This window comes from Bradyrhizobium sp. USDA 4011 (genome assembly GCF_054063415.1).
Genome location: NZ_JBSSGG010000001.1, coordinates 8,304,823 through 8,331,264, shown reverse-complemented (window position 1 = coordinate 8,331,264; position 26,442 = coordinate 8,304,823). Strand labels below are relative to the sequence as shown.

The following is a 26,442-nucleotide window of genomic DNA, read 5'->3' as shown; positions in this document are numbered from 1 at the left end:
GAAGAAAACGCGTCAATGCAAGAAGCAGGAGCTTCGGTTCTGATTCAATCAGAACCGAATGCTCCAGACGCGGTTCGTCACGCGCCCTTGTTCGGGTTGATCAGGAATTTCTCGCCGGTGGCGCGCTTGCCGTAGACCGCTATGTTGTCGAGCTGCAGGGCCTCCTGCAGCGACACCACCTTGGTATAATGGCTGGCGAAAGTCGTCTTCAGCTCGGCCACCACGCGCTGGCGCAGCTTGTTGCCAGCCTCCGGACCGATCTTCATCAGGAACGGGAACAGCAGCCAGCCGCCGATGCCCCAGGCCATGCCGAAGCCGCGCGGCAGCTCGATGTCGCGGGTATCGAGGCCGCCATAGACGTAGACCTGCTTGTGCACGTTCGAGCCGTAGCGGCTGTAGACCTTGGCGGTCTTGTTGATCGCGGTTTCCATCGCGACCAGGATCTGGCCGGCGAGCTTGCCGCCGCCGATCGCATCGAAGGCGATGGTCGCGCCGGTCTCGACCAGCGCGCCGGTGAGCTTGTCCATGAAATCGGGCGCGCTGGAATCGACGACATGTTTGGCGCCGATCTTGTGCAGGATGTCGGCCTGCTCCTTGTTGCGCACGATGTTGACCAGGCCGATGCCGTCCTTGAGGCAGATCTTGTTGAGCATCTGGCCGAGGTTCGACGCCGCCGCCGTGTGCACCAGCGCCTTGTGCCCCTCGCGCCGCATCGTCTCGGTCATGCCGAGCGCGGTCAGCGGATTGACGAAGCAGGATGCGCCTTCCGCCGGCGTGGTGCCGTCGGGCAGCGGCAGGCATTCGTTGACGCGCAGCGTGCGGTATTGCGCATACATCGCGCCGCCAATCATCGCGACGGTGCGGCCCATCAGCGCTTTCGCAGCGTCCGACGAGCCGGTCCTGATCACGACACCGGCGCCTTCATTGCCGACCGGCATCGACTCGTCGAGCCGCGCGGCGAGGCCAGGCAACGCCGCTTCCGACACGCGGGCGGTCACCACAGGCAATTCCTTGCTGCCGGAGACCCTTGCCGCCGCCATGTTGGCCGGGCCGATCAGGAGCCCGAGGTCGGACGGGTTGATCGGGGTCGCCTCGACCCGGACCACGACCTCGTCGGGACCGGGCTCGGGGGTCGGGACATTGACCAGCGACAATTCCAGTTCGCCGTCCTTCTTGAGCAGCGAACGCAGCTGCAGACCGCTCTTGCCGTCACTCATCCCGACCTCCCTTTTTTAGCGTCTTGTTCAGTCCCGATCAGTTGGGGCGCTAGGCCAGCGCCTTCAAGGCCGCCCTGCCCGCGTATTTCGCCTGCGTGCCGAGCTGCTGCTCGATGCGCAGCAGCTGGTTGTACTTGGCGGTGCGGTCGGAGCGCGCTAGCGAGCCGGTCTTGATCTGCCCGCAATTGGTGGCGACCGCGAGGTCGGCGATCGTGGAGTCCTCGGTTTCGCCGGAGCGATGGGACATCACGGCGGTGTAGCCGGCCTTGTAGGCCATCTCGATCGCCGCAAGCGTCTCGGTCAGCGTGCCGATCTGGTTGACCTTGACCAGGATCGAATTGCCGCGGCCGTTCTTGATGCCGTCGGCAAGCCGCGTGACGTTGGTGACGAACAAATCGTCGCCGACCAGCTGGCACTTCTTGCCGATCGCGTCCGTCAGCTCCTTCCAGCCGTCCATGTCGTCTTCCGACATGCCGTCCTCGATGGTGACGATCGGATAGCGGCCGACGAGATCGGCGAGATACTTCACCTGCTCCGAACGCGAGCGGGTCTTGTTCTCGCCGCCGTAGACGTAGGCGCCTTCCTTGAAGAATTCGGTGGAGGCGCAGTCGAGGCCGAGCACGACATCGTCGCCCGCCTTGTAGCCGGCCTTGCCGATCGCGTTCATGACGAACTCGAGCGCGGCATCGGCCGACGGCAGGTTCGGCGCAAAGCCGCCCTCGTCGCCGACATTGGTGTTGTGGCCGGCCTTCTTCAACTCGCCGCGCAGCGTGTGGAAGATTTCCGAACCGCAACGCAGCGCCTCGGCAAACGACGTGGCGCCGACCGGCAGGATCATGAATTCCTGGAAGTCGATCGGGTTGTCGGCATGCACGCCGCCATTGATGATGTTCATCATCGGCACCGGCAGCGTCCGCGCCGAGGTGCCGCCGACATACCGATACAGCGGCATGTCGAAGGATTCGGCCGCGGCTTTGGCGCAGGCCAGCGACACGCCGAGGATGGCGTTGGCGCCAAGCCGGCTCTTGTTCGGCGTGCCGTCGAGCTCGATCATGATCTGGTCGATCGCGACCTGCTCCTCGACGGCCTGGTCGCTGAGCGCCTCGAAGATCTCGCCGTTGACGGCGGCAACCGCCTTTTCCACGCCCTTGCCGAGATAGCGCGACTTGTCGCCGTCGCGCAGTTCCACCGCCTCATGGGCGCCGGTGGACGCGCCCGACGGCACCGCCGCACGGCCGATTGACCCATCCTCCAGCACCACATCGACCTCGACCGTGGGGTTGCCGCGGCTATCCAGGATTTCGCGGCCGATGATGTCGACGATGTCAGTCATGAGTACCTCTTGTGGCAGTGAGGGTGTCGGATGGCGGTGCTTCTAGCGCAATGCATCGAGGGGGAAAAGGCCGGGTGACGGACGCCCGATCATAGGCTAGGAGACCCCCACGGAGACCCCGAATGGCGAAGAAATCCAGCAAATCAACGACCTCCCCCGGCCTGCAACTCGGCCGTGCGGTGGAATGGCCCGACGCGCCGGAAAAGGCGCGGCTCGACCGCGTGCCCAATCCGCAGGCTGGCACCGATTATCTGGTGCGCTTCACGGTGCCGGAATTCACCTCGATCTGCCCGGTGACGGGCCAACCGGATTTCGCGCATCTGGTGATCGACTATGTGCCGGGCCGCTGGCTCTTGGAATCCAAATCGCTGAAGCTGTTCGCCGCGAGCTTCCGCAATCACGGCGCATTCCATGAGGATTGCACGGTCATGATCGGCCGGCGGATATCAGACGAGGTCAAGCCGAAATGGCTGCGCATCGGCGGCTACTGGTACCCGCGCGGCGGCATCCCGATCGACGTGTTCTTCCAGACCGGAAGATTGCCGAAGGGCATCTGGGTTCCCGACCAGGGTGTGGCGACGTATCGCGGGCGGGGTTAGGTCGGGCCCCCTTCGGTTCGCCACGCCTGCTGATCTTCGGAAACCGGCGCAGAAGCCGACATGCATGTCGGCCTTGGGCCAGGAACTGACGTGGCGCTCCCTTCGATGTGTGATATGTTCGATAATGGCTGCTCCGATAATGGCTGCGCCAATGTGGCCGAAGCGACCACGATCGAAGACGATTGGCACGCTCGCTATAGGCGGCGGGTAAGCTGGCCGGCCATGAGCTATCATTTGAAGAAGTCAGGCATAGTGAGCAGACGCGGGCATTATCGTGAGTGGGAGTAGTTCAGCACGGCGAATAGTATACTCGTATTGACGGAGGCAGATTTGGGTAGAATGTTTTTGGATTGCCGAGATTACCCAAGTGAGATGAACTGCACGATCGCGATTTCAGCTGATACTCAAAAGGAACTTCTGGAAGCGGCTGTACAACACGCTGTCGCGGTGCATGGCCATCATGATAGTCCAGAATTGCGCCATGAATTGGCGAAGATGATAAAGACCCAGTAGGCGGGCCAATCGATCCGTGACCGCCGCGCAGCGGAAGTGAATGCATCCGCTTTCAAGCTGCGCGACCTACGTAAGCGCGCTTCCTCTACGGGAGCGTCTCAGTGCTTTGGGAGAAGACGGTGACCGCTTTCAATGCTGTGCGTTTTCGAGTGAAGCCGGGGCGCGATCAAGAGTTCTTGGACGCTCACAAGACAATTGGAACAACCTGGCCGGGTTTATTGCACGCCAGCATTATTAAAACCGGTGACCGTTCCTACTGCATGATCGCCGAGTGGCAAGATATGGACGCGTGCATCGAGGCGCGGCCAGCCATGATTTCCACTCTGAATTCCTTTCGCGACACGCTCGAAGATCTCGGCAACGGTCTCGGCCTAACCGATCCGGTTGCGGGTCCGGTCATCTCATCCCTGAAATAACGGTTGTGGGAATAAGCGCTTGCGTCCGACGTCTCTCAAACGGCGCATGGCGGCCCTGAGGTGGATCATGACGTTTCGGCGATCTTTGCCGCGATGGGTATGCACACCTTCCATCTGATCTAGCGGTCGCAAACCCATAATGGGCTGCGAGGGGATGCAAGGTTCCTCTCGCAGCTCCGCCCACTCTGGGCGGCTCGCGAGCGCGTCCGCCCGGCGCGTCTGCCGTGGCGAAGCGAGATTGTTGCGTAGCCAACAGGAACTGAGCCGCCGGGACCTGTCCATGGCTGGTCCGCGTGACTCTCACAGACCCAGCGCGTGTCCTCACAAAGGATGCAATGACCGATCATGACAGCTCGGCGGACGTGCGGAACAATCGCCAGCCCAAATAGCTGAAGGTGCCCGACCATTGATGCACCAATCTGGCGCAATGAACGCAGTGAAACTTTCCACTGCGATCATTGCGATCCTGTGAGGCCTCATACGTGGCACCACAGCTCTCGCAGGAAAAATACACTGAAATATGCGGCAAACTGATCATTTGGCTGCGCTGCTCCCTGAGTGGGGCGAAAGCGCAACCGGCGTTCTCATCACCGATAGAAGCCACGGGCCGAGCGGCGATGTGGAAAGCATACGCCGATCCGGCTGGCAGCGATAGGGCCACGACCAAAGGCGATGCGGTGGATATCTGGGTCTGAACACCGGCGGATGGTTCGTTCAAGGTCGAGACCACCGTTAAAGCCGCTTTGCGGCGACATTCGATGTCATGGTATCCGCACCTGGCATTTCGGCGACTGACCGCCACAATGCCTTGATGCATACGTGAACATCCCCTGTGGGATCGCTAGGGCTCGACGTCCGGGCGCAGGTCGGCGTCGGCCGGTCGCCGCTGCTTCAGGAATCTCGCGCAGATGAAGCCGAGCACGACCATCACGGCGGCAGCGGAGACGAGCGTCGCGGTCTTGCCGGCATGTTGCAGGCCGAAGCCATAGGCGATCGGGCCGACGGTCTGCCCCATGAAGAAGAAGAAGAACGAGTGCAGCGACAGCGCGGTGGCGCGCGCCTCGACCGACAGCTCGCTGGCGAACACCTGCAGGCAGCCATGGATCATGTAGAAGCCGAGGCCCATCACCAGGAGGCCCGCCATCTGCAGCTTCCAGTGCGGCCCGAAGGCGACGCCGACCAGCTGGATGCCGACCAGCGTTGCGCCGACGACCATCATGCCCCTCACGCCAATCAGCGGCAGCAGGCGCGCCACCGTCAGCGTGTAGAGCAATCCACCGATTGCAAAGCCCGCGATCACGATGCCGGCGATCGAGAGCGAGGTCTCGCCGAGCTCGAACAGGAACGAGGCGATGAAGGGAAACAGCCCGAGCACGCAGCAGCCTTCGATGAAGACCGCGGAATAGCAGATCCGCGCGTTCGGATTGGTGAAGATGGTGCGATAGCCGTGACGCAGCGCCTTCAGGCTGGTGCGCGGCGGACGGTTCAGCGCAGCGCCGCGAAAGCCGGCCGCAACCGCCAGCGCTGCGATGATCACGAGGCCGCCGAGCACGGCGAGCACACCGCGCCAGCCGAGGAAATCGCCGATCAGACCGGAGGCCGTGGCGCCGAGCAGGTTGCCGGTCATCGAGCCTGCGAGCGTTCGCCCGATCGCAAGCTGCCGCTTGTCGGGACCGACGAGATCGCTGGTCAGCGACAGCGCTACGGGAAACACGCCGCCCGAGCCGATGCCGGCGAGGATGCGGGTCACGAACAGCATCGGAAACGAGGTCGAGAGTGCGCCAAGGATGTTGGCGACGCCGAGCAGGCCGAGGCAGATCGTCATCAGCCGCGCCTTGCCGAACAAATCGGCGGCGGCGCCGATCGCCGGCTGGACCGCGGCAAAGGTGAAGGCAAACACTGCGGCGAAGCTCGCCGCGGTCGCGATGCTGACGCCGAAATCCTCCGCGACATGCGGCAGCACCGGATCGAGTGCGCGCACCGACAGGCTCGCCGCGAAGGTCGCCAGCGTGATGACGTTGAGGGCCGGCGGCATGCCGCTCGTTGCGGTCATGTCGTCGTCCGCCGGTCAGGCTGCCGTCTTGGCGAGCGCGTCGAACTGCATCAGCCGCTTGACCAGGGATTCGAAGTCGCGGAGCGGCACCATGTTGGGGCCGTCGGACGGCGCGTGATCCGGATCAGGATGGGTCTCGATGAACACGCCGGCAACGCCGACCGCGACCGCGGCGCGCGCCAGCACCGGTACGAATTCGCGTTCGCCGCCCGAGGACGTGCCCTTGCCGCCCGGCTGTTGCACCGAATGGGTGGCGTCGAAGATCACAGGCGCGCCGGTGGTGCGCGCCAGGATCGGCAGCGCGCGCATGTCGGAGACCAGCGTGTTGTAGCCGAACGACGCGCCGCGCTCGGTGACCAGCACATTGGCATTGCCGGCGCCGGTGATCTTGCTGACCACATTGGTCATGTCCCACGGCGCCAGAAATTGCCCCTTCTTGACGTTGACGACCTTCCCCGTCGCGGCCGCGGCCAGCAAGAGATCGGTCTGCCGGCACAGGAAGGCCGGAATCTGCAACACATCGACCGCCTGCGCCGCCTCAGCGCACTGGTCGGGTTCATGCACGTCGGTCAGCACGGGCAGCCCGAGCGAAGACCGGATCTCGGCGAAGATCGGCAGCGCCTGCTTCAGCCCGATGCCGCGCGCGGCCGACGCGCTGGTGCGGTTCGCCTTGTCGAACGAGGTCTTGTACACCAGACCGATCTTGAGCCTTGCTGCGATCTCCTTCAGCGCGGACGCCACTTCGAGCGCATGCGCACGGCTCTCGAGCTGGCAGGGACCGGCGATGATCGAGATTGGCAACGCATTGCCGAATTTGGCCGATCCGACGGCAACGATCGGCGCGGCGGCTGGCGCGGAAACCTGATTTGTCAAAATGCTGCATCCTTTTTGCCGGCGACCATGCAATCCCGCGCCGGAGGGATCAAGCCATCCCGCACGATGAGGGGGTTGCGCTGACGCCGTGGGTGCGCCCTGCTATCACAATCCTGCCCCAACCGCTCCTAAAGTTGTCGCGGAATGGATTCCCACGAGGAACGAAATGCGCATATCGGTTGTGATCGGAGCTGTGACCGTCCTATCGGCGACGCCGGGCCTGGCGCAGGCCGAGACCAGCAGCCAACCCGGCGTCGTCACCGGCGGCGCCGCCGGCGTCACCGTCAACGGCAAGCCGGCCGCGCGCAGCGGCGACACCACCAGCAATGGCGGCCCGCTCGTCGAGGGCGTCCCCAACGTCCTGATCAACGGCAAGCCGGCCGTGGTGATGGGCGATCGCACGCATTGCGGCGGCAAGACCACTTCAGGCAGCCACGGCGTCTTCATCAACGGCAAGCCGATGGTCCGCGAGGGCGATCAGACCTCGGGGTGCCCGCAATAGCCGCACCGGGGTCGGGCGCGCGACGACGTCTCGCCATCGCGCCGCTCAACTCCGCGCCGGCGTCACTTGACCGACGAAAACGCGGTCGGCACCAACAGCTGGTTGACGATGTTGAGGACGATCTGGCCGTCTTCCTCGGTCTTGGCGCGCGCGGCGATCCATTCCGGATCGGTCGCGAATGCGGTCCATTTCTTCTCGCGCTCGGCGAGCGATTCCCAGGCCAGCAGATAGGTCAGCTCCTGGTTGGATTCGCCGACCAGCGTCGTGAAGAAGCCGGCCTGCCTGATGCCGTGCTTGTCCCAGAGCTTCAGCGTGATGGTCTCGAAGCGCTTCAGCAGCGCCGGCAGCCGGCCCGGCAGACAGCGATAGACGCGGGTCTCGTAGATCATTGGCGGTCCTCCCAATTGTTGCGCGGGCGGTTATAGCCAGCGCCTTCCGGACTGTCTTGAGGGAGTGACAACATGGCACCCCTGCTCGCGGCAGGCGGCCATTTCCGCAATGTTGTGGCAATGTTACTTGCCCTACAACCGGCCGTAGTGGAGCTGGACCCAGAAGCACATGCGGATACTGCTGGTTGAAGACGAGGCCGAAATGGCGGCGGCACTGTCGCAGGCGCTGAAGGGCTACGACATGGTCGTCGATCATGTGCCGACCCTTGCCGAGGCCGAGGAAGCGATTTCCGCCGACGTGCATGGCGCCGTCCTGCTCGACCGCCAGCTTCCCGACGGCGACGGCCTCACGCTGATCCCGAAGCTGCGCGCCAAGGCCGACGGCGTTCCGATCATCGTGCTGACCGCGCGCGGCGATCTCGCCGACCGCATCACCGGCCTTGACAGCGGCGCCGACGACTATCTGGCAAAACCCTTCGCGGTCGAGGAGCTGCTGGCGCGGCTGCGCGCCGTGCTGCGCCGCCCCGCCGGCGTGCAGTTCGAGATCATCAAGGCCGGCCGGATGGCCTTCGATTGCAGCCATCGCGAGGCCAGCGTCAATGGCCGCCCGCTCGAACTGCCCCGACGCGAACTGCTGGTGCTGGAGACGCTGCTGCGCCGGATGGGCCGCACCGTGCTGCGCGCGACGCTCGAGGAAGCCGTCTACAATTTCGAGGACGAGATCCAGTCCAACGCGCTCGACGCTCACGTCTCGCGGCTGCGGCGCAAGCTCGCCGACTCCGATGCCGGCGTCGAGATCCACAGCATCCGGGGCGTGGGCTACCTGCTGAAGCAGGTATCATGAGCGAACCCGCCGATCACTACTGCCTGCGCTCGAAGCTGAGCTGGCGGCTGGTGACGCTTCAGGCGCTGCTGCTCGCCATGCTGATCGTCTGCCTGATCAGCGCGCTGTGCGCCACCGGTTTCCTGATCGTTCCGCGCGACGAGGATCACGTCATCTCCATCGTGCAGAACGCGATCGCGCGCGATGCGCAGGGCAATCTGGTGTTGCGCCCGACCGCCGACCTCAAACAGCTGCGCGAGAACACGCCAGACCTCTGGTTCCTGGTGCGCGACCGGCAAGGCCATTCGCTGGCGGAAGGCGCAGTGCCGCCCGAATTCGCCAGGATCGGCGATGCACTCGACCAGATCAGCCAGGCCAGGCTCGGCTGGCAGATGTTCGAGGACGATCCGCGCAAGCCGCCGGCGCGGCTCAAACGCGTCAATTCCGACGCCGGCCCCGTGCAGGTGCTCACGGCCACGCAAGGGCCGACATCGAGCGTCAAGACAGCCCTCGCCACGACGCTGGCATTCCTTGCCATTGCCCTGCCCGGCCTGTTGCTGATGGCGTGCGCCACCTTCATCGCGACGCCGATGGTGGTGCGGCGCGCGTTTGCGGGCGTCGACTCCACGGCCGACGAAGCCCGCCGGATCGATTTCCGCCAGCGCGGCAGCCGGCTGTCGGCCGACCATTTGCCGCTCGAGGTCGCGCCGCTGGTGAGCGCCGTCAACGATGCGCTGACGCGGCTCGACGACGGCTATTCGCGCCACCAGCGCTTCGTCGCCGACGCCGCGCACGAACTGCGCACGCCGATCGCGATCCTCAACACGCGGCTGGAGTCGCTGCCGTCAGGGCCGGAGAAAACCCGCCTGCTCGAGGATGCGGCACGGCTTGCGACGCTCGCCGAGCAGCTGCTCGACATCCAGCGCTTCGACCAGTGCCGCAATCCGTTCGGCCGCGTCGATCTCGTCGCGGTCGCGCGCAACGTCGCCGCCGATCTCGCGCCGCTCGCGATCGCGGCCGGCTACGAATTGTCGCTCGATACATCGGCCGATCGGGTCGAAACGATCGGCGACCGCGCTGCGCTCGAGCGCGCGCTGACCAATCTCGTGCAGAACGCCATCCAGCATGGCGGCCGCCGCGGCACCATCACCATCCATGTCGGCAGCGCCGCGACGATCGACGTCACCGATGAAGGCAACGGCATTCCGAAGGATGAGCGCACGCGGATCTTCGATCCGTTCTATCGGCTCGCGCCGCTCGATCGCGGCGCCGGCCTCGGACTCAACATGGTGCGCGAGATCGCTAGACTGCATGGCGGTCACGTCTCCGTGCTCGATGGCCCGACGGGCGGCGCGAGCTTCCGTCTCACATTACCGCCGGCACCGTTCGCATCGTGATGCCAGCGCGTTTTCGAGCGACGTTTGTCCCGGACTTGATCCGGGATGGGCACCGGTTCGCGTGAAGGAAACGGGTCGGACCAGAGTCTGGAGCCCGTTCCGATTCAATCCGAACGGGCTTCAGCAACATCGCGCAATGTTGTCGCAATGCAGGCCACGCAAAGAAGAGAACGCGCCGCGCAATCGAGTCGAGGCGCGGCGACATTTTGCTGGGAATCCCAATGGCACATGATCTTCTGTCTTTCTTCACGGCGTGGATGGCAGCCCCCGGCCGCGTCGGCGCCATCGCGCCCTCGGGCGCAGCGCTCGCCGAACTGATCACGCGCGACATCAGCGCCAAGACCGGTCCGGTGCTGGAGCTCGGTCCTGGAACGGGCGCCTTCACCTATCAGCTGCTGAAGCGCGGCGTGCGCCAACAGGATCTCACGTTGATCGAATACGGTTCGGATTTCATGCGGCTGTTGCAGCTCCGCTTTCCCGGCGCGCGCGTGCTGTGGATGGACGCCGCGCGGCTGGCCTCGGAACGGCTGTATGAGGGCGCGCCGGTCGGCGCCGTGGTCAGCGGACTGCCGCTGCTCAACATGTCGCCGCGCAAGGTGATCTCGATCGTCAGCGGCGCATTCAGCTACATGCGTCCCAATGGCGCATTCTATCAATTCACCTACGGCATGCGCTGCCCGGTACCGCGACCGATCCTCGACCGGCTCGGTCTGCGCGCCACGCTGGTCGATCGCGCCATCCTCAACGTGCCGCCTGCCGCGGTCTACCGGCTGACGCGACGCCCGCAATACAAGCTGATCACGCGCGACGTCACTCCTGCCGCCGATGCAGGCGTCTCACCGATCAAGAAGGAACGCCGGGCCAGCAAGGACTGCGCCGCCGTGTGACGGCGCAGCTGATGTCCGCTTACATCAGCCGGCTCTGCTTCGCCGCTGCCTCGATGAACGACGCAAACAGCGGGTGCGGTTCAAAGGGCCGCGACTTCAGCTCGGGGTGGAACTGGACGCCGATGAACCAGGGATGGTCCTCGTATTCGACGATCTCGGGCAGCACGCCATCGGGCGACATGCCGGAGAAACGCAGGCCGTGCTGCTCGAGGCGGTCCTTGTAGGCGGTGTTGACCTCGTAGCGATGGCGGTGCCGCTCGGAGATCTCGGTCGCGCCGCCATAGACCTGCGAGACGCGGCTGCCGCGGTTCAGCGCCGCGGGATAGGCCCCGAGCCGCATGGTGCCGCCGAGGTCGCCGCTCTGCGAGCGCTTCTCGAGCTCGTTGCCGCGCAGCCATTCGGTCATCAGGCCGACCAGCGGCTCGTTGGTCGGGCCGAACTCGGTCGAGTTGGCCTCCTCGATGCCGACCAGATTGCGCGCCGCCTCGATCACGGCCATCTGCATGCCGAAGCAGATGCCGAAATACGGCACGTCACGCTCGCGCGCGAACTGCGCCGCCCGGATCTTGCCCTCGGCGCCGCGCTGGCCGAAGCCGCCGGGCACCAGGATGCCGTTGACATGCTCAAGGAATGGCGCCGGGTCCTCGTTCTCGAACACCTCGCTCTCGATCCAATCGAGATTGACCTTCACCTTGTTGGCGATGCCGCCATGCGAGAGCGCCTCGATCAGCGATTTGTAGGCGTCCTTCATGCCGGTGTACTTGCCGACGATCGCGATCGTCACCGCGCCTTCCGGATTGCGGACGCGCTCGTTGATGACGTTCCAGCTCTGCAGCGCCGGCGGAATCTTCGCCGTGATGCCGAACGCGGCCAGCACCTCGTCGTCGAGGCCGGCGGCGTGATAGGCCTCCGGCACGGCGTAGATGTTGTCGACGTCGCGCGCCTCGATCACGGCGCTCTCGCGCACGTTACAGAACAGGCCGAGCTTGCGCCGCTCTTCCTTCGGGATTTCACGGTCGGTGCGGCACAGCAGGATGTCCGGCTGGATGCCGATCGAGCGCAGCTCCTTGACGGAATGCTGCGTCGGCTTTGTCTTGAGTTCGCCGGCACTTGGAATGTACGGCAAAAGCGTCAGGTGAATGTAGACGGCGTGATCGCGCGGTAGCTCGTTCTTGAGCTGACGGATCGCCTCGAAGAACGGCAGGCCCTCGATGTCGCCGACGGTGCCGCCGATCTCGACCAGCACGAAATCGTACTCGTCGTTGCCCGACAGCACGAATTCCTTGATCGCGTTGGTGACGTGCGGGACCACCTGGATGGTGGCGCCGAGATAATCGCCGCGGCGCTCCTTGGTGATGATGTCCTGGTAGATCCGCCCGGTCGTGATGTTGTCGGCCTTGGTGGCCGGGCGACCGGTGAATCGCTCGTAATGGCCGAGATCGAGATCGGTCTCGGCGCCGTCGTCGGTCACGAACACTTCGCCGTGCTGATACGGCGACATCGTTCCGGGATCGAGGTTGAGATAGGGATCGAGCTTGCGAAGGCGGACTTTGTAGCCTCGGGCCTGCAGCAAAGCGCCGAGCGCCGCTGATGCCAGACCCTTTCCGAGCGAGGAGACCACGCCGCCGGTGATGAATATGTACCGCGCCATGGGACTTTACCTTTAAGCCGACTCCAGCGATTCGCAAAACGAATCGGCTGTTCCCGGCAAACATTCCACCGGGCTGTGGGTTACATTAAATTGGAAGCGATTTCAGAGCATTGATGGGGATTTCTGATGCAGGATGCCAGCGCCGCATCCTGCATGGCGCCCCTGCTTTATTGCGACCGTGGTGCCTGCGGGCCGGTCGGAGCCTGCTGCCCCTGCTGCTCGTCGGTCTTCTTCAGCGAATCGAGGATGCCACCGGAGGTCGGTGGAGTGATCGGCGCGCCGCCGGCCGGCTGGGTCTGCGCCGGTGCGCCGGTGCCGATGATCGAGCTCGGCTTGCGGTCGTAGCCCGCATACCAGGACAGGAACAGGCTGGTCAGGAAGAAGCCCGCCGCGAGGATCGCGGTGGTCCGCGACAACAGATTCGCGGTGCCGCGGCTCGACATGAAGCCGGCGCCGCCGCCCATGCCAAGGCCGCCGCCTTCGGATTTCTGTAGCAGAACAGCGCCGATCATGACGGCGACGATCATGAGATGGATAATGATAACGACAGTCTGCATCGCAAGCCTTCCGTCACAAGCCGCCAAGCGGCCAGACAAACGGCGCTATCGGCTTTGCGGTTTTTCGTGAAGTCGCGCCCTGTTACACGATTGGACCGGGCATTGTCACCCCTGAGATAGTCGCAATGGCTGACATCACAAGTTGCCTCGGCTGCGCTTGCCCCGGCCTTGATCGGAACCGGCTCTTTCCATTATAATAGACAAATGGATACTTTGGTGGACGACCTGAGCCAGCGCCTGGCGCAGCGGATCAGGCTCGAGCGTGACGGCCGCGGCTGGTCGCTGGCCGAGCTTGCCGAACGCTCCAGCGTCTCGAAGGCGACGATCAGCAAGATCGAGCGCGCCGAGGTCAGCCCGACGGCGGTCGTGCTGGTGCGTCTCGCCTCGGCCTTCGACCTCACTCTGGCCGGCCTGATGTTGCGCGCCGAGGGCCAGGGCGAGCGGCTGTCGCGCGCGGCCGCGCAGCCGATCTGGAGCGATCCGGAAACCGGCTATCTGCGCCGCCAGGTGTTCAGCCGTCCCGATCATCCGGTCGAGCTGGTGCGGGTGGAAATGCCGGCGAGACAATCCGTGACCCTGCCCGCCTCGTCCTACGCCCATATCCGCCAACTGGTCTGGGTGCTGAGCGGCAGCCTGGTCATCACCGAGGGCGGCGCGCGCCATGTGCTCGGCGCCGGCGATTGCCTCGGCTTCGGTCCGCCCGCTGAGACCACCTTCGCCAACGAAACCAACGCCGGCTGCACCTACGTGGTCGCCCTGGCCCGGAGCTGATGCATGTCGCACTTCACCATCAAGCCGCTCGAGGACGGGCCGGACCTGCGCAACGCGCTCGGCGCGCTGCTGGTCGAGACCGTCGCGAGCGGCGGCTCAGTGAGCTTCATGCATCCGCTGCCGTTAGATGACGCGAAGACATTCTGGCAGGACTCGCTCGGCGCCGCGGCGCGCGGCGAGCGGGTAGTGCTCGGCGCGTTCGACGGCGACAGCCTGATCGGCACTGTGACGCTGCTGCTGAAGCTGCCGCCGAACCAGCCGCATCGCGCCGAGATCGCCAAGATGATGACGCGCGTGAGCCACCGCAACCGCGGCGTTGCGACGGCATTGCTGCGCGCCGCCGAGCAGCTGGCGATCGCGCACGGGCGCACGCTGCTGGTGCTCGACACCGCCGTCGACGACGGCGCCGCGCCGCTTTACGAAAAGCAGGGATTTCAGCTCAGCGGGATCATCCCCCACTACGCGTTGAAGCCGCATGGCGGCCTCACCGGGACGATGATCTACTGGAAGCGGATCGGCGCGGCTGAGGTCGCCTGATTCCGTAGCCAAGCAGATATGCCGATGAAGGCTGGCTTCGCAATACTGCCAATCCCGTCACCCTGAGGAGCGCGTAGCGCGTCTCGAAGGGTCGACGGCCACCAGCCGAGCCGTCGATCCTTCGAGACGCGCGCAAGAGCGCGCTCCTCAGGATGACGGTGTGAGAGGTCGGGTCGGCGTGGATGGGCAGGCCTAACAGCCCGCGGCGATCGCCAAAAAGTCCGACGCCTTCAGGCTGGCGCCGCCGACCAGCGCGCCGTTGACATTGGCGACGGCCATCAGCTCGGCGGCATTCGACGGCTTCACCGAGCCGCCATAGAGGATCCTGGTCCGGCTTCCCTCGTCCTTGAAGCGATCGGTGAGCTGACCTCGGATAAACCTGTGAACTTCCTCGACATCCTTGGCGGTCGGGGTCAGGCCGGTGCCGATCGCCCAGACCGGCTCATAGGCCACCACCAGATTGGCCCCAGTCGAGCCGTCGGGCAGCGAGCAAGCAAGCTGGGTGCCGCAGACGTCGAGCGTCTTGCCGGCGTCGCGCTGCTCGCGCGTCTCGCCGATGCAGACGATCGCGGTCAGGCCGGCGCGCCAGACGGCCTCCGCCTTCTGCCGAATCAAGGCGTCGGTCTCGCCATGATCGGCGCGCCGCTCGGAATGGCCGACGATGATGGCGACCGCGCCGAGATCCCCAAACATTTCCGCCGAGAGGTCGCCGGTGTGGGCGCCCGACGCCTTCGGATGGCAATCCTGGGCGCCGACGGCGACCTTCGAGCCGCGCGCCTTGTCGGCAAAGGCCGCGACCAATGTCGCCGGCGGGCAGACCAGGAGATCGGCCTTCCCGGCGACATCGCCGGCGCCGGCCAGCATCGCGTCGAACTCGACAAAAGAGGATTTCAGGCCGTTCATTTTCCAGTTGCCGGCGATCAGCGGCCGGATGGCGTCGGTCATGTCGGATTTCCCATCATTCAAGCGTGTCCCTGCGCTATCAGAGCCGGGCGGCGACTTCCAGAGCGCGGCTTCGCGCCTGCCGTGCGACGCTTCCGCCCGCGCGCCCGAGCGTTGCGGGGGGACACGAGCCACTTTATAAGCGTTTTCAATTCGGTGACGCCCCGCTGCCGGACAAAAAGTCCCGACTTTTAGTCCCACTTGGGTACGACCCGGTTCCCCTCCTGTAAAACAAGTTGGACCCATGCTTCGAGGAATGCGGAAAGCCTCATCAAACTGGCTCGGCAAGACGATAATGGCCGTGGTGATGGGCGTTTTGATCGTCAGTTTCGGAATTTGGGGCATTGCCGACATCTTCAAGGGGTTTGGCCAGTCGACCTTCGCCAAGGTGGGCGGGACCGAGATTTCGGCCGAGCAGTTCCGCCAGATCTATACCGACCGGCTACAGCAGCTTGGCCGCCAGTTCGGCCGTCCGCTGACCCCCGACCAGGCGCGCGCCTTCGGGATTGATCGCCAGGTGCTGCAGCAGACGCTCGCGGAGGCCGCGCTGGACGAGGAAGCGCGCCGCATGGGCCTCAACCAGTCCGACGCCGAGGTGCTGCGCACGATCTACAACGATCCGAACTTCAAGGGCCTCAACGGCCAGTTCGATCCGCAGCGCTTCCAGTCCGTGATCCGCAACTTCGGCTACACCGAGGGCCGCTACATCGCCGAGCAGCGGCGCGTCGGCCTGCGGCGGCAGATCGCCGGCACCATCTCGTCGGGGATCGAGCCGACCAAATCGATGGTCGAGGCGCTGACCCGTTTCCAGAACGAGCAGCGCTCGATCGACTACGTCACGCTCGGCGCCGCGCAGGCCGGCACCATCGATCCGCCCTCGCCCGAGGCGCTGGCCGCCTATTTCGAGGACCACAAGGTCCAGTTCCGCGCGCCCGAGTACCGCAAGATCGCCTTCGTCGCGATCACGCCGGAAGAAATCGGCAAGTGGGAAACCGTGTCCGACGAGGATGCCAAGAAGGTCTTCGAGGAGCGCAAGGACCGGCTCAGCACGCCGGAGAAGCGCGAGGTCTCGCAGATCGTGTTTCCGGACGCCGGTGAGGCGCAGGCCGCCCGCGCCCGCATCGCCTCGGGCACCTCGTTCGACGACATCGCCAAGGAGCGCAAGCTCAATCCCGCCGACGTCAATCTCGGCCTGGTCACGAAGTCGGCGATCCTCGATCCGGCCGTCGGCGATGCCGCCTTCTCCCTGCCCGCGGGTGAAGTCAGCCAGCCGATCCAGGGCCGCTTCGGCGTGGCGCTGGTCAAGGTCGGCAAGGTCGAGCCCGGCGTGACCCCGACCTACGAGAGCCTTGCGCAGCAGGTGAAGAACGAGATCGCGACCGAGCGCGCCCGCGCCAAGGTCGCCGAGCTCCGCGACAAGATGGAAGACGAGCGCGGCGGCGGCTCCAGCGTCATCGACGCGGCGCAGAAGCTGAAATTGACCGCCGTCACCATCGACGCGATCGATCGCTCGGGACGTCTGCCGAACGGCCAGGTCGCGTCAAACATTCCGCGCGGCCTCGACGTGGTGTCGCAGGCCTTCAACAGCGACGTCGGCGTCGACAACGATCCGATCCAGTTCAACAACGGCTATGTCTGGTACGACGTGCTCGGCATCACGCCGTCGCGCGAGCGCACCCTCGACGAGGTCCGCGACCAGGTCGAGGCCAAGTGGCGCGAGGACCAGATCTCCGCCAAGCTGCGCGCCAAGGCGACCGAGATGGTCCAGAAGCTCGACAGCGGCGCCAAGCTCGCCGACGAGGCCACGGCGGCCGGCGTCAAGGTCGAGACCGCTGCGAACTTCCGCCGCGAGGCCACGCTGCCCAACGTGCCGGCCGGCGTGATCGCGGCGGCATTCCGCACCGCCAAGGACGGCGACGGACAGACCTCCGCAGCCGGCGGCAGCCAGTGGGTGGTGTTCCGCGTCACCGATGTGACGGTGCCCCCGGTCGACTTCGCCTCCAACGAGGTCAAGCAGCTCGGCGAGGCGCTGCGGCGCTCGTTGAGCGACGAGCAGGTCGCGCAATATGTCGCGAAGATCGAGACCGACATCGGTGTGAGCGTCAACCAGGCAGCCTTCGCACAGGTGACAGGCGCGAATAATTGAGCATGATCGGGACAGCGCGACGACGCGCTGCGCGGCGATCAAGCTCCAACAACAGACCCTGAGCCAGCGAATGGACGACCTGAAATCGATCATCGGAAAAGTCGCCACCGGCGCCACGCTGACGCGTGAAGAAGCGGCGTCCGCCTTCGACAGCATGATGTCGGGCGAAGCCACGCCCTCGCAGATGGGCGGGCTGTTGATGGCGCTGCGGGTGCGCGGCGAGACCGTCGAGGAGATCACCGGCGCGGTCAGCGCGATGCGCGGCAAGATGCTGCGGGTCACCGCACCGGCGGACGCCGTCGACATCGTCGGCACCGGCGGCGACGGCTCGGGCTCGGTCAACGTCTCGACCTGCGCGGCCTTCATCGTGGCCGGCGCCGGCGTGCCGGTTGCCAAGCACGGCAACCGCGCGCTGTCGTCGCGCTCGGGCGCCGCCGACGTACTGGCCTCGCTCGGTGTCAAACTCGACCTGACGCCGGCGCAAGTCGGGCGCTGCATCAAGGAAGCCGGCATCGGCTTCATGTTCGCGCCATCGCATCATCCGGCCATGAAGAACGTCGGCCCGACTCGGGTCGAGCTCGCCACCCGGACCATCTTCAACCTGCTCGGGCCGCTGTCGAACCCGGCGGGCGTCAAGCGGCAGATGGTCGGCGTGTTCTCGCGGCAATGGGTGCAGCCGCTGGCGCAGGTGTTGAAGAACCTCGGCTCCGACAAGGTCTGGGTCGTGCACGGCTCCGATGGCCTCGATGAGATCACCCTCACCGGCCCGACCTTCGTTGCAACGCTCGAGAACGGCGAGATCAGGACATTCGAGGTGACGCCTGAGGAGGCGGGCCTCGGCCGCGTCGGCGGCGAGGCGCTGAAGGGCGGTGATGCCGACGCCAACGCGATCGCGCTGTCGAGCGTGCTCCAGGGCAAGCCGAGCGCCTATCGCGACGTCGCTTTGCTCAACGCGGCCGCCGCGCTGATCGTGGCCGGCCGCGCCAGGGATTTGAAGGAAGGCGTGGCGATCGGCGCCCAGTCGCTCGACAGCGGCGCGGCCGCGGCGCGGCTGAAGCACCTGGTCGCGGTTTCCAACGGCTGAGAGCGCGGGACATGTCCGACATCCTGACCAAGATCGAGGCTTACAAGCGCGAGGAGATCGCAGCCGCGAAGCGCGCGCGTCCGCTCGCCGAGGTCGAGGCACAGGCGAAAGCGGCCTCAGCTCCACGCGGCTTCGTCCGCGCCCTCAAGGACAAGCATGCACGCGGCGACTACGCGCTGATCGCGGAGGTGAAGAAGGCCTCGCCCTCGAAGGGGCTGATCCGGGCCGACTTCGATCCACCGGTGCTCGCGAAAGCCTATGAAGCCGGCGGCGCGGCGTGCCTGTCGGTGCTGACGGATGCGCCCTCGTTCCAGGGCCATCTCGACTTCATGGTCGCGGCCCGCGCGGCGACCAATCTGCCGGTGCTGCGCAAGGATTTCATGTTCGACACCTATCAGGTGGCGGAGGCGCGCGCCCATGGCGCCGACTGCATCCTGATCATCATGGCCGCGCTCGACGATGCGGCGGCCTGGGAGATCGAGGATGCCGCGCTCGACTATGGCATGGACGTGCTGATCGAGATCCACGATCGCGCCGAGCTCGACCGTGCCCTAAAACTTCGCTCGCCGATGATCGGCGTCAACAACCGCAATCTGCGCACCTTCGAGACCACGCTGGCGACCAGCGAAGCGCTGGCGCCGCTGATCCCCGCCGACCGCCTGATGGTCGGCGAGAGCGGCATCTTCTCGCCTGAGGACCTCGCCCGCCTCGAGCGCGTCGGAATGTCGACCTTTTTGGTCGGCGAGAGCCTGATGCGCCAGCAGGACGTCACCGCGGCCACCCGCGCCTTGCTGACGCGGCAGGCGGCACCGCGCGCCACCGGCACGCGCTGACGCGATGGCGCGCAAGACCAAAGCCGGATCGAAGGGACCCGTCGCCGCCCTCACCCATATCGACGCCAAGGGCGAGGCGCGCATGGTCGACGTCTCGGCCAAGCCGGCGACCGAACGGACCGCGATCGCCGAAGGCCGCGTCCTGATGAGCAAGGCAACGCTCGCGCTGATCGAGTCCGGACAGGCCAAGAAAGGCGACGTGCTGGCGACCGCGCGGATATCAGGCATCATGGCGGCGAAGCGGACCTCGGAATTGATCCCGCTCTGCCATCCGCTGGCGCTGACCAAGGTCACGATCGATATCGCCACCGATCGCAAGCTGCCCGGCTGCATCTTGCGCGCCAGCGTCAAGGTGACGGGGCCGACCGGCGTCGAGATGGAGGCGCTGACCGCGGTTTCGGTCGCCTGCCTGACCATCTACGACATGGTCAAGGCGGTCGACCGTGGCATCCGGATCGAAGGCATTCACCTCGTCGAGAAGATCGGCGGCAAGTCCGGACACTATCGCGCGAGCAAGTGATCGCGACCGACGCGCAGCGCCGGCAATGATGGCGATGACGTCGAGCGTCGTGATGGACCCAGGCCGTGAATCGATAAATCTGCCGTCCGATCCGACCGAGAAATTCAGGATTACTACTTAAGCCGTCGGGACTTCGTTCGCACCGGAGAACTACGGAAAGCCTCCTTCCTGTTCATGCATTATTGTGAAAGCAGTGAAGTAGTTCTCGTGGGAGTGGTACATGACTCATGTACTCCGCGCGACGAGACGTTCCATCGCATGGACGGGCGCAGTGGCCTCACTGCTGTTGGCGCTTTCTGCCGGGCATCCGGCCTGCGCGCAGAACCGCGGCGGCATCCTGCGGCTCGCGAGCCCTGCGAGCCCGGCCAACATGTCGATCCACGAGGCAGCGACGATCGTTGCCGAGATGCCGATGATGGGCGTGTTCAACAATCTCATCGTGTTCGACCAGCACAAGCAGCAGGTCAGCCTCGACGCGATCGTTCCCGATCTGGCGACGAGCTGGTCGTGGAACGAGGATGACACCGCGCTGACCTTCCAACTGCGTCAGGACGTCAAATGGCATGACGGCAAGCCATTCACCGCCGCCGATGTCAAGTGCACCTGGGATCTGCTGCTCGATAAGGTGCCCGACAAGCTGCGGCTCAACCCGCGCAAGACCGCGTATGAGAACCTGGCCGACCTAACGACCAACGGCGATTACGAGGTCACGTTCAAACTGAAGCGGCCGCAGGCTGCCTTCCCGATGCTGCTTGCCGCCGGATTCTCGGCGATCTATCGCTGTCATATCACGGCGACGCAGATGCGCCAGCATCCGATCGGCACCGGCCCGTTCAAGTTCGTCGAGTTCAAACCCAATGAACGCATCAAAGTCGCCCGCAATCCGGACTACTGGAAGAAGGACCGGCCGTATCTCGACGGGATCGAATACACCATCATCCAGGAGCCGTCGACCGCGGACCTGGCGTTTGTTTCCGGGCAGTTCGATATGACATTCCCGTTCGAACTGTCGGTTCTCCGCTACAAGAACATGCAGGCGCGGGTGCCGGAGGCGGTGTGCGAGTTGTCGCCCGGCACCGTCAACACCCATTTGCTGATCAACCGTGCCCAGCCGCCGTTCGATCATCCAGATCTGCGGCGGGCGATGGCGCTGACGATCGACCGCAAGGCCTATGTCGACACGATCGGACAAGGCGAAGGCGAGATCGGCGGCATCTTGCAGCCGCCTCCGGCCGGGCTGTGGGGCATGCCCCCGGACGAGATCACCAAGCTGCCGGGCTACGGCGTCGACGTGCACAAGAACCGCGAAGAGGCTCGTACCCTGATGCGAAAGCTCGGCTACGGCCCCGACAACCGGCTCAAGATCAAGGTGACGACGCGTGACTGGTCGATATACCGCGACCCGGCGGTGCTGCTGATTGATCAGCTGAGGCAGATCTACATCGACGGCCAACTCGACCTCGTCGACACGGCGCAATACTTCCCGAAGATCCAGCGCAAGGAATATACGGTCGCGCTCAACCTGCAGACGGCAGGGCCCGATCCCGACCCGACCGTGCAGTTGTTCTACGGCTGCGGCTCCAACCTCAACTGGGACAGCTATTGCGACCCCGAGATGGACAAGATGATCGAGGCGCAATCTCGCGAGGATAACACGGCCAAGCGCAAGCAGATGCTATGGACGATCGAACGCAAGCTGGCCAACGACGGCGTGCGGCCGATCATTTTCTACCGGCGGGGCGGGACGTGCGAGCGTCCATATGTCAAGGGTCTGACGATCATGGTCAACAGCATCTTCAACAGCTGGCGCATGGAGGATGTCTGGCTCGACAAGTAGCCAGCAGATGAATCCGCTGGCAAAGAACGCCAGGTGTCTGGCCTGGGGCCATACGCGACCGGGACGCGTCGGCAGCAAGCCTGGCGTCCTGGCGTCCGGGACCAGATCATGGCCGCCAACAATTCGGCGGTGGCAGTTTCCTCAATTCGCCCGATTGCAGGGCCGTCTTCGGCGTCAACGCAGAAGCTGCCGAATTCAACCAGTCCGGACAACCAGTCGTTAACCAATCTCGCTAACCCGCGCTCCATTTCGTTTGTATACGACTTTCGCGGGCCGGAGGTGCACGAAACCTGCTTCCGGGTGGTAACGCCTGGAAGCGATAGCGTCAGATGAAGCAAAACGGCAGCGCCTCGTTCAACGTCACTTCGGTGATCGGCAGTGGTCCGATCCGCTGGCTGATCCTTGGCGGCGCCGTGCTGATGGCCGCGATCGCAATCGGCGCCACCCTGATGGCCGAGAATTTCCGCGAGCGAGCCCTGCACAACAGCGAGCGTGAGCTCGAGAACACTGTGCTGCTGTTGGCGCGGCATTTCGACCAGCAGCTCGAGGATTTCGAGGTCGTCCAGAAGGACCTGATCGCATTCATGCGCGACAGCGGGATCGCAACGCCGGACAACTACCGGCGCCGGATGTCGGCCGCGGACATCCATGCGATGCTCAAGTCCAAGATGGACGCGCTGTCCAATGTCGGCAGACTCAACGTGTTCGACGCCGACGGCATGCTGATCAACAGCTCAGGCGACTGGCCGTTGCCGCAGGTCAGCATCGCCGACCGCAGCTACTTCCAGATATTCAAGTCGAGCCCCTACTCACCCGACATGCTGGTCGCCCCGGTGGTCAGCCGCGTCAGCGGAGTCTGGACCACCGCCATCACCCGCAAGGTGACCGGCCCACGTGGCGAGTTTCTCGGCGTACTCGTCCGTGGCGTCGAGCCGGCGACCTTCGAGAAGTTCTTCTCGACCGTTGCGCTCGGCGAAGGCGCCGCGATCTCGATGCACCACCGCGACGGCACGCTGCTGGCGCGCTATCCCCATGTCGAGGAGATGATCGGGAAGAACTTCCGCACCGGCCCGGCCGGTCAGCAGCAGGTGTTCGAGCTGCCGCAGAGCACTTCGCGGCTGACCAGCCCGGTCGACGGCAAGGACCGCCTGGTGTCGTCGCGGGCGCTCACCAAATTCCCGATCGTCGTCGTCGCCACCACCACCACGGCAGCGGCACTCGCCAACTGGCGCGAGCAGATCGGCATGCTGATCGCGGTGACCGCAGCATCGGTGCTGGCGATCGCGATCCTGCTGACGCTCGTGGTGCGCAAGCTGTTGCAGCAGCACCGCACCCAGCAGCAGCGCCTGACGCTGGAGAAGCTCCGGCTCGACACCGCCGTCAACAACATGACGCAGGGGCTGTTGCTGTTCGACGCCGCGCAGCGGCTGGTGATCTGCAACAAGCGCTATATCGAGATGTACGGATTATCCGCGGACGTCATCCGGCCTGGCTGCAGCTTCCGCGACGTCATCGTGCATCGCTACCTGACGGGTTCGTTCCAGGGCGACGTCGAGCGCTACGTCAACCTCGTGCTGCGCGACGTCGGCATCCGCAACACCATGGTGATCGCGACGCCCGACGGGCGCTCGATCCAGATCGTCAACGAGCCGCTGGCCGATGGCGGCTGGCTTGCGACCCACGAGGACGTCACCGAGCGCCGCCGCGCCGAGGAGCGCATCACGCATCTTGCCCACTACGATGCTCTCACCGACCTGCCGAACCGCGCGCTGTTCCACGAGGAGATCAAGCGTGAGCTGCCGCATGTCGCCCCCGACAGCCAGCTTGCGGTGCTCTATATCGACATCGACGAATTCAAGGGCGTCAACGACTCGCTCGGACACATGGTCGGCGATGAGCTGCTCAAGTCCGTTGCGCGGACGCTATCTGGCGTGATCGGCGACGGCGATTTCGTCGCCCGGCTCGGCGGCGACGAATTCGCGATCGTGCAGACCGGCGTGAAGAGCGAGGTCGAGGTCACCGACCTCGTCGCGCGCATCTACGAGGTCATCCGCTCGCCCTATCAATGCCTCGGCCACCAGGTCACGACCGACGCCAGCATCGGCATTGCACTGGCGCCGAGGGACGGCACCGATCTCGACCAGATCATGAAGAACGCCGACCTTGCGATGTATGCGGCGAAGTCGGCCGGCCGGCGCGTCTCGCGCTTCTTCGAACCGGCGATGGACGCCGACGCCCGCGCCCGCCGCGAGCTCGAGATGGAGCTGCGGCAGACCATTGCCGCGGGCAGCGGGCTCGAAGTGTATTACCAGCCCTGCGTCGACCTGCGCAGCAACGAGATCACCGGCTGCGAGGCGCTGGTGCGCTGGCGCCATCCGGTGCGCGGCATGATCTCGCCGGCCGACTTCGTGCCGATCGCCGAGGAGACCGGCCTGATCAACCAGCTCGGCGAATGGGTGCTGATGACGGCCTGCAAGGAAGCCGTGAACTGGCCCGATCACGTCAAGCTCGCGGTCAACGTCTCGCCGGTGCAGTTCCGCACCGGCACGCTGGCACTCAAGGTGATCGCGGCGCTGGCGGCATCGGGCCTGTCGGCGGGCCGGCTGGAGCTCGAGATCACCGAGGCGGTGCTGATCCGCGACGACGAGACGGCGCTGGCCGCGCTGCACCAGCTCCGCGCCATCGGCATCAGGATCGCGCTCGACGATTTCGGCACCGGCTATTCGTCGCTGAGCTATTTGAAGCGCTTCCCGTTCGACAAGATCAAGATCGACCGCTGCTTCGTCACCGACATCGCCGATCCGCAAGGTTCGGCCGGCATCGTCGAGGCCGTCGTCAACATCGCCGCCGAGCGCAGCATGACCACGACGGCGGAAGGCGTCGAGACCGCGCAGCAGCAGCAATTGCTGCGCGAGCTCGGCTGTTCGGAGATGCAGGGCTATCTGTTCAGCCCGCCGAAGCCGGCCGCCCAGATCCGCGAGCTCTTGGCCGGGCATCGCCGTGGCCCTGTTGCGGGTCCGATCGCCACGCGTCGGCGCAAACCGGTTGCCGGCGCGGCGTAAACTTCGGAAGGAGTGGACGACCGATAACGCGTCATGCCCGAGCGTGGCCCGGGCATGACGAAGCAGAGATCGGCCTAGTTCGGCACCGGCCGCTTCTGGGCGGTCTTGGTATCGGCGTTCTTGGCGTCGGCGTTCACGGTGACGCCGCGCAGCTGGTTAAGCGCCGCGGCCAGCGCCTTGTCGTTCTTCTCGTCCGGCGGCACGTAGGATTGCGAGCCGGTCTGCTCGGCGCCCTCGGCGGAGAGGTGGCCGCGCATCGAGGCCTCGCCCTTGATCTCGGAGCGGGTCTTGAACTCATCCGGCACGTCCTGCAGCACCTCGATGTCGGGCTTGATGCCAAGCGCCTGGATCGAATGACCCGACGGCGTGAAATAGCGCGCGGTGGTCAGTGCCAGTGCGCCATTGCCGGCGCCGAGCGGAATGATGGTCTGCACCGAGCCCTTGCCGAACGAGCGGGTGCCGATCAGGGTCGCGCGCTTGTGGTCATGCAGCGCGCCGGCGACGATCTCGGAGGCCGAAGCCGAGCCGCCATTGATCAGCACCACCAGCGGCTTGCCCTTGGTCATGTCGCCGCCATGGGCGGTGAAACGCTGGGTCTCTTCCGGATTGCGGCCGCGGGTCGAGACCACCTCGCCGCGCTGCATCAGCGTCGAGGTCACCGAGACTGCCTGGTCGAGCAGGCCGCCCGGATTGTTGCGGAGGTCGACGACGTAGCCGGCCAGCTTGTCCTGCGGGATCTGCTTCTGGATCTCGCCGATCGCCTTGCGCAGGCCCTCGGTGGTCTGCTCGTTGAACGAGGTGATCCTGATATAGCCGATGTCGCCGCCCTCGACGTGATACTTCACCGGACGGACGCGGATGATCTCACGGGTAATCGAGACCTCGATCGGCTTGTCGGCGTCTTTGCGGACGATCTTCAGCCGGATCGAGCTGTTGGGCGCGCCCTTCATCTTGTTGACGGCCTGATCGAGCGTCAGGCCCTGGATCTGCTCATCGTCGATCGAGGTGATCACGTCGCCCGACATGATGCCGGCGCGCGAGGCCGGGGTGTCGTCGATCGGCGCCACCACCTTGACGAAGCCGTCCTCCATCGTGACCTCGATGCCGAGCCCGCCGAACTCGCCATGCGTGGTCTCCTGCATCTCCGCCCAGCCCTTCTCGTTCATGTAGCGGGAGTGCGGATCGAGCGAGGAGATCATGCCGTTGATCGCCCCTTCGACGAGCTTGGAGTCCTCGGGCTTCTCGACGTAGTCGGTCTTGATCTTCTCGAACACCTCGCCGAACAGGTTGAGCTGCGAATAGGTATTGTCGGCATGCGCGGCGGCATTGGCGACGGCGAACAAATGCGTCCCCTGCGGCGAGGCCACGAGCAGGGTGAGACACGCTCCCGCAACCGTCCCGAGGAAGAAGCCAACATGTTTGCGCATTATCCGCGATCCTTTTCGCTATCGGCCGGCAACGTTCGCCTGCCCCACCCCGAAGGGGGCACCACACAACGGC

General features: G+C 65.1%; 25 protein-coding genes. 15 read left to right on the top strand and 10 right to left on the bottom strand.

Annotated elements, in window-relative coordinates; all coding sequences use genetic code 11:
• Positions 1-77 precede the first annotated feature (77 nt).
• Positions 78-1,217 (bottom strand): zinc-binding dehydrogenase, encoded by a 1,140-nt coding sequence (locus ACVW1C_RS39595; protein ID WP_456762844.1) that lies wholly within the window; start codon positions 1,215-1,217, stop codon positions 78-80.
• 49 nt (positions 1,218-1,266) lie between these two features.
• The gene (eno, locus tag ACVW1C_RS39590; RefSeq protein ID WP_456762843.1) at positions 1,267-2,550 is read right to left on the bottom strand and encodes a phosphopyruvate hydratase; all 1,284 of its coding nucleotides are present in this window, start codon (positions 2,548-2,550) and stop codon (positions 1,267-1,269) included.
• A 122-nt stretch (positions 2,551-2,672) separates the two neighbouring features.
• Here eno and queF point away from each other — a divergent pair, with 122 nt between their 5' ends.
• From queF to ACVW1C_RS39575, 3 genes are all read left to right on the top strand, one after another.
• The gene (gene queF / locus ACVW1C_RS39585) at positions 2,673-3,149 is read left to right on the top strand and encodes a preQ(1) synthase (protein ID WP_456762842.1); all 477 of its coding nucleotides are present in this window, start codon (positions 2,673-2,675) and stop codon (positions 3,147-3,149) included.
• Positions 3,150-3,488: 339 nt separating this feature from the next.
• A complete protein-coding gene (locus ACVW1C_RS39580) occupies positions 3,489-3,662 on the top strand; it encodes a DUF1059 domain-containing protein (protein WP_456763291.1) in 174 nt (57 codons plus the stop codon).
• A gap of 119 nt (positions 3,663-3,781) precedes the next feature.
• Positions 3,782-4,078 (top strand): antibiotic biosynthesis monooxygenase, encoded by a 297-nt coding sequence (locus ACVW1C_RS39575; RefSeq protein WP_456762841.1) that lies wholly within the window; start codon positions 3,782-3,784, stop codon positions 4,076-4,078.
• A 343-nt stretch (positions 4,079-4,421) separates the two neighbouring features.
• On the opposite strand, the gene ACVW1C_RS39570 is transcribed toward ACVW1C_RS39575, so the two are convergent.
• From ACVW1C_RS39570 to kdsA, 3 genes are read right to left on the bottom strand one after another with little or no spacing between them, the layout of a single operon-like run.
• Positions 4,422-4,895, bottom strand: coding sequence for a hypothetical protein (locus ACVW1C_RS39570; protein WP_456762840.1), 474 nt, complete (start codon positions 4,893-4,895; stop codon positions 4,422-4,424).
• A 24-nt stretch (positions 4,896-4,919) separates the two neighbouring features.
• Positions 4,920-6,131, bottom strand: coding sequence for an MFS transporter (locus ACVW1C_RS39565; protein WP_456762839.1), 1,212 nt, complete (start codon positions 6,129-6,131; stop codon positions 4,920-4,922).
• A gap of 15 nt (positions 6,132-6,146) precedes the next feature.
• Positions 6,147-7,007, bottom strand: coding sequence for a 3-deoxy-8-phosphooctulonate synthase (kdsA, locus tag ACVW1C_RS39560; RefSeq protein ID WP_456763290.1), 861 nt, complete (start codon positions 7,005-7,007; stop codon positions 6,147-6,149).
• 163 nt (positions 7,008-7,170) lie between these two features.
• Between kdsA and ACVW1C_RS39555 the strand changes: the two genes are divergently transcribed.
• Complete coding sequence (locus ACVW1C_RS39555; protein WP_456762838.1) at positions 7,171-7,506, top strand: PAAR domain-containing protein; 336 nt, start codon at positions 7,171-7,173, stop codon at positions 7,504-7,506.
• A 62-nt stretch (positions 7,507-7,568) separates the two neighbouring features.
• On the opposite strand, the gene ACVW1C_RS39550 is transcribed toward ACVW1C_RS39555, so the two are convergent.
• A complete protein-coding gene (locus ACVW1C_RS39550) occupies positions 7,569-7,895 on the bottom strand; it encodes an NIPSNAP family protein (protein ID WP_456762837.1) in 327 nt (108 codons plus the stop codon).
• Positions 7,896-8,064: 169 nt separating this feature from the next.
• Here ACVW1C_RS39550 and ACVW1C_RS39545 point away from each other — a divergent pair, with 169 nt between their 5' ends.
• The 3 genes from ACVW1C_RS39545 to ACVW1C_RS39535 all read left to right on the top strand — a co-directional run bounded on the left by ACVW1C_RS39545 (position 8,065) and on the right by ACVW1C_RS39535 (position 11,002).
• Positions 8,065-8,739, top strand: coding sequence for a response regulator transcription factor (locus ACVW1C_RS39545; RefSeq protein WP_176531085.1), 675 nt, complete (start codon positions 8,065-8,067; stop codon positions 8,737-8,739).
• Positions 8,736-10,115 carry a sensor histidine kinase gene (locus ACVW1C_RS39540; RefSeq protein ID WP_456762836.1) on the top strand — a complete coding sequence of 460 codons (1,380 nt, stop codon included), beginning with the start codon at positions 8,736-8,738 and terminating at the stop codon, positions 10,113-10,115. Before ACVW1C_RS39545 ends, ACVW1C_RS39540 begins: the two co-directional genes overlap by 4 nt.
• Positions 10,116-10,336: 221 nt before the next feature.
• On the top strand, positions 10,337-11,002 hold the full coding sequence (locus ACVW1C_RS39535) for a class I SAM-dependent methyltransferase (protein WP_456762835.1): 666 nt from the start codon (positions 10,337-10,339) through the stop codon (positions 11,000-11,002).
• Between the two features lie 19 nt (positions 11,003-11,021).
• Here ACVW1C_RS39535 and ACVW1C_RS39530 read toward each other — a convergent pair whose 3' ends face one another.
• Positions 11,022-12,653 carry a CTP synthase gene (locus tag ACVW1C_RS39530; protein WP_076857637.1) on the bottom strand — a complete coding sequence of 544 codons (1,632 nt, stop codon included), beginning with the start codon at positions 12,651-12,653 and terminating at the stop codon, positions 11,022-11,024.
• Positions 12,654-12,820: 167 nt separating this feature from the next.
• Positions 12,821-13,210 (bottom strand): preprotein translocase subunit SecG, encoded by a 390-nt coding sequence (gene secG / locus ACVW1C_RS39525; RefSeq protein ID WP_456762834.1) that lies wholly within the window; start codon positions 13,208-13,210, stop codon positions 12,821-12,823.
• A 204-nt stretch (positions 13,211-13,414) separates the two neighbouring features.
• On the opposite strand from secG, the gene ACVW1C_RS39520 reads away from it, so the two are divergent.
• Together ACVW1C_RS39520 and ACVW1C_RS39515 are read left to right on the top strand one after the other, a co-directional pair.
• Complete coding sequence (locus ACVW1C_RS39520) at positions 13,415-13,981, top strand: helix-turn-helix domain-containing protein (protein ID WP_456762833.1); 567 nt, start codon at positions 13,415-13,417, stop codon at positions 13,979-13,981.
• A 3-nt stretch (positions 13,982-13,984) separates the two neighbouring features.
• Entirely contained in the window at positions 13,985-14,518 is a 534-nt protein-coding gene (locus tag ACVW1C_RS39515) for a GNAT family N-acetyltransferase (protein WP_456762832.1), read from the top strand.
• Positions 14,519-14,710: 192 nt separating this feature from the next.
• Here the strand turns inward: ACVW1C_RS39515 and tpiA are convergent, their stop codons facing one another.
• The gene (gene tpiA, locus ACVW1C_RS39510) at positions 14,711-15,463 is read right to left on the bottom strand and encodes a triose-phosphate isomerase (RefSeq protein WP_456762831.1); all 753 of its coding nucleotides are present in this window, start codon (positions 15,461-15,463) and stop codon (positions 14,711-14,713) included.
• Between the two features lie 241 nt (positions 15,464-15,704).
• Here tpiA and ACVW1C_RS39505 point away from each other — a divergent pair, with 241 nt between their 5' ends.
• The 6 genes from ACVW1C_RS39505 (at position 15,705) to ACVW1C_RS39480 (ending at position 24,942) form a co-directional block, all read left to right on the top strand.
• On the top strand, positions 15,705-17,606 hold the full coding sequence (locus ACVW1C_RS39505; protein WP_456762830.1) for a SurA N-terminal domain-containing protein: 1,902 nt from the start codon (positions 15,705-15,707) through the stop codon (positions 17,604-17,606).
• A gap of 70 nt (positions 17,607-17,676) precedes the next feature.
• Complete coding sequence (gene trpD, locus ACVW1C_RS39500; protein ID WP_456762829.1) at positions 17,677-18,690, top strand: anthranilate phosphoribosyltransferase; 1,014 nt, start codon at positions 17,677-17,679, stop codon at positions 18,688-18,690.
• 11 nt (positions 18,691-18,701) lie between these two features.
• A complete protein-coding gene (gene trpC, locus ACVW1C_RS39495; protein WP_456762828.1) occupies positions 18,702-19,523 on the top strand; it encodes an indole-3-glycerol phosphate synthase TrpC in 822 nt (273 codons plus the stop codon).
• A 4-nt stretch (positions 19,524-19,527) separates the two neighbouring features.
• Entirely contained in the window at positions 19,528-20,043 is a 516-nt protein-coding gene (gene moaC / locus ACVW1C_RS39490) for a cyclic pyranopterin monophosphate synthase MoaC (RefSeq protein WP_456762827.1), read from the top strand.
• A 271-nt stretch (positions 20,044-20,314) separates the two neighbouring features.
• On the top strand, positions 20,315-21,880 hold the full coding sequence (locus ACVW1C_RS39485) for an ABC transporter substrate-binding protein (protein ID WP_456762826.1): 1,566 nt from the start codon (positions 20,315-20,317) through the stop codon (positions 21,878-21,880).
• 329 nt (positions 21,881-22,209) lie between these two features.
• Positions 22,210-24,942 carry a bifunctional diguanylate cyclase/phosphodiesterase gene (locus tag ACVW1C_RS39480; RefSeq protein WP_456762825.1) on the top strand — a complete coding sequence of 911 codons (2,733 nt, stop codon included), beginning with the start codon at positions 22,210-22,212 and terminating at the stop codon, positions 24,940-24,942.
• A 74-nt stretch (positions 24,943-25,016) separates the two neighbouring features.
• Here the strand turns inward: ACVW1C_RS39480 and ACVW1C_RS39475 are convergent, their stop codons facing one another.
• Complete coding sequence (locus tag ACVW1C_RS39475) at positions 25,017-26,369, bottom strand: S41 family peptidase (RefSeq protein WP_456762824.1); 1,353 nt, start codon at positions 26,367-26,369, stop codon at positions 25,017-25,019.
• Positions 26,370-26,442 lie beyond the last annotated feature (73 nt).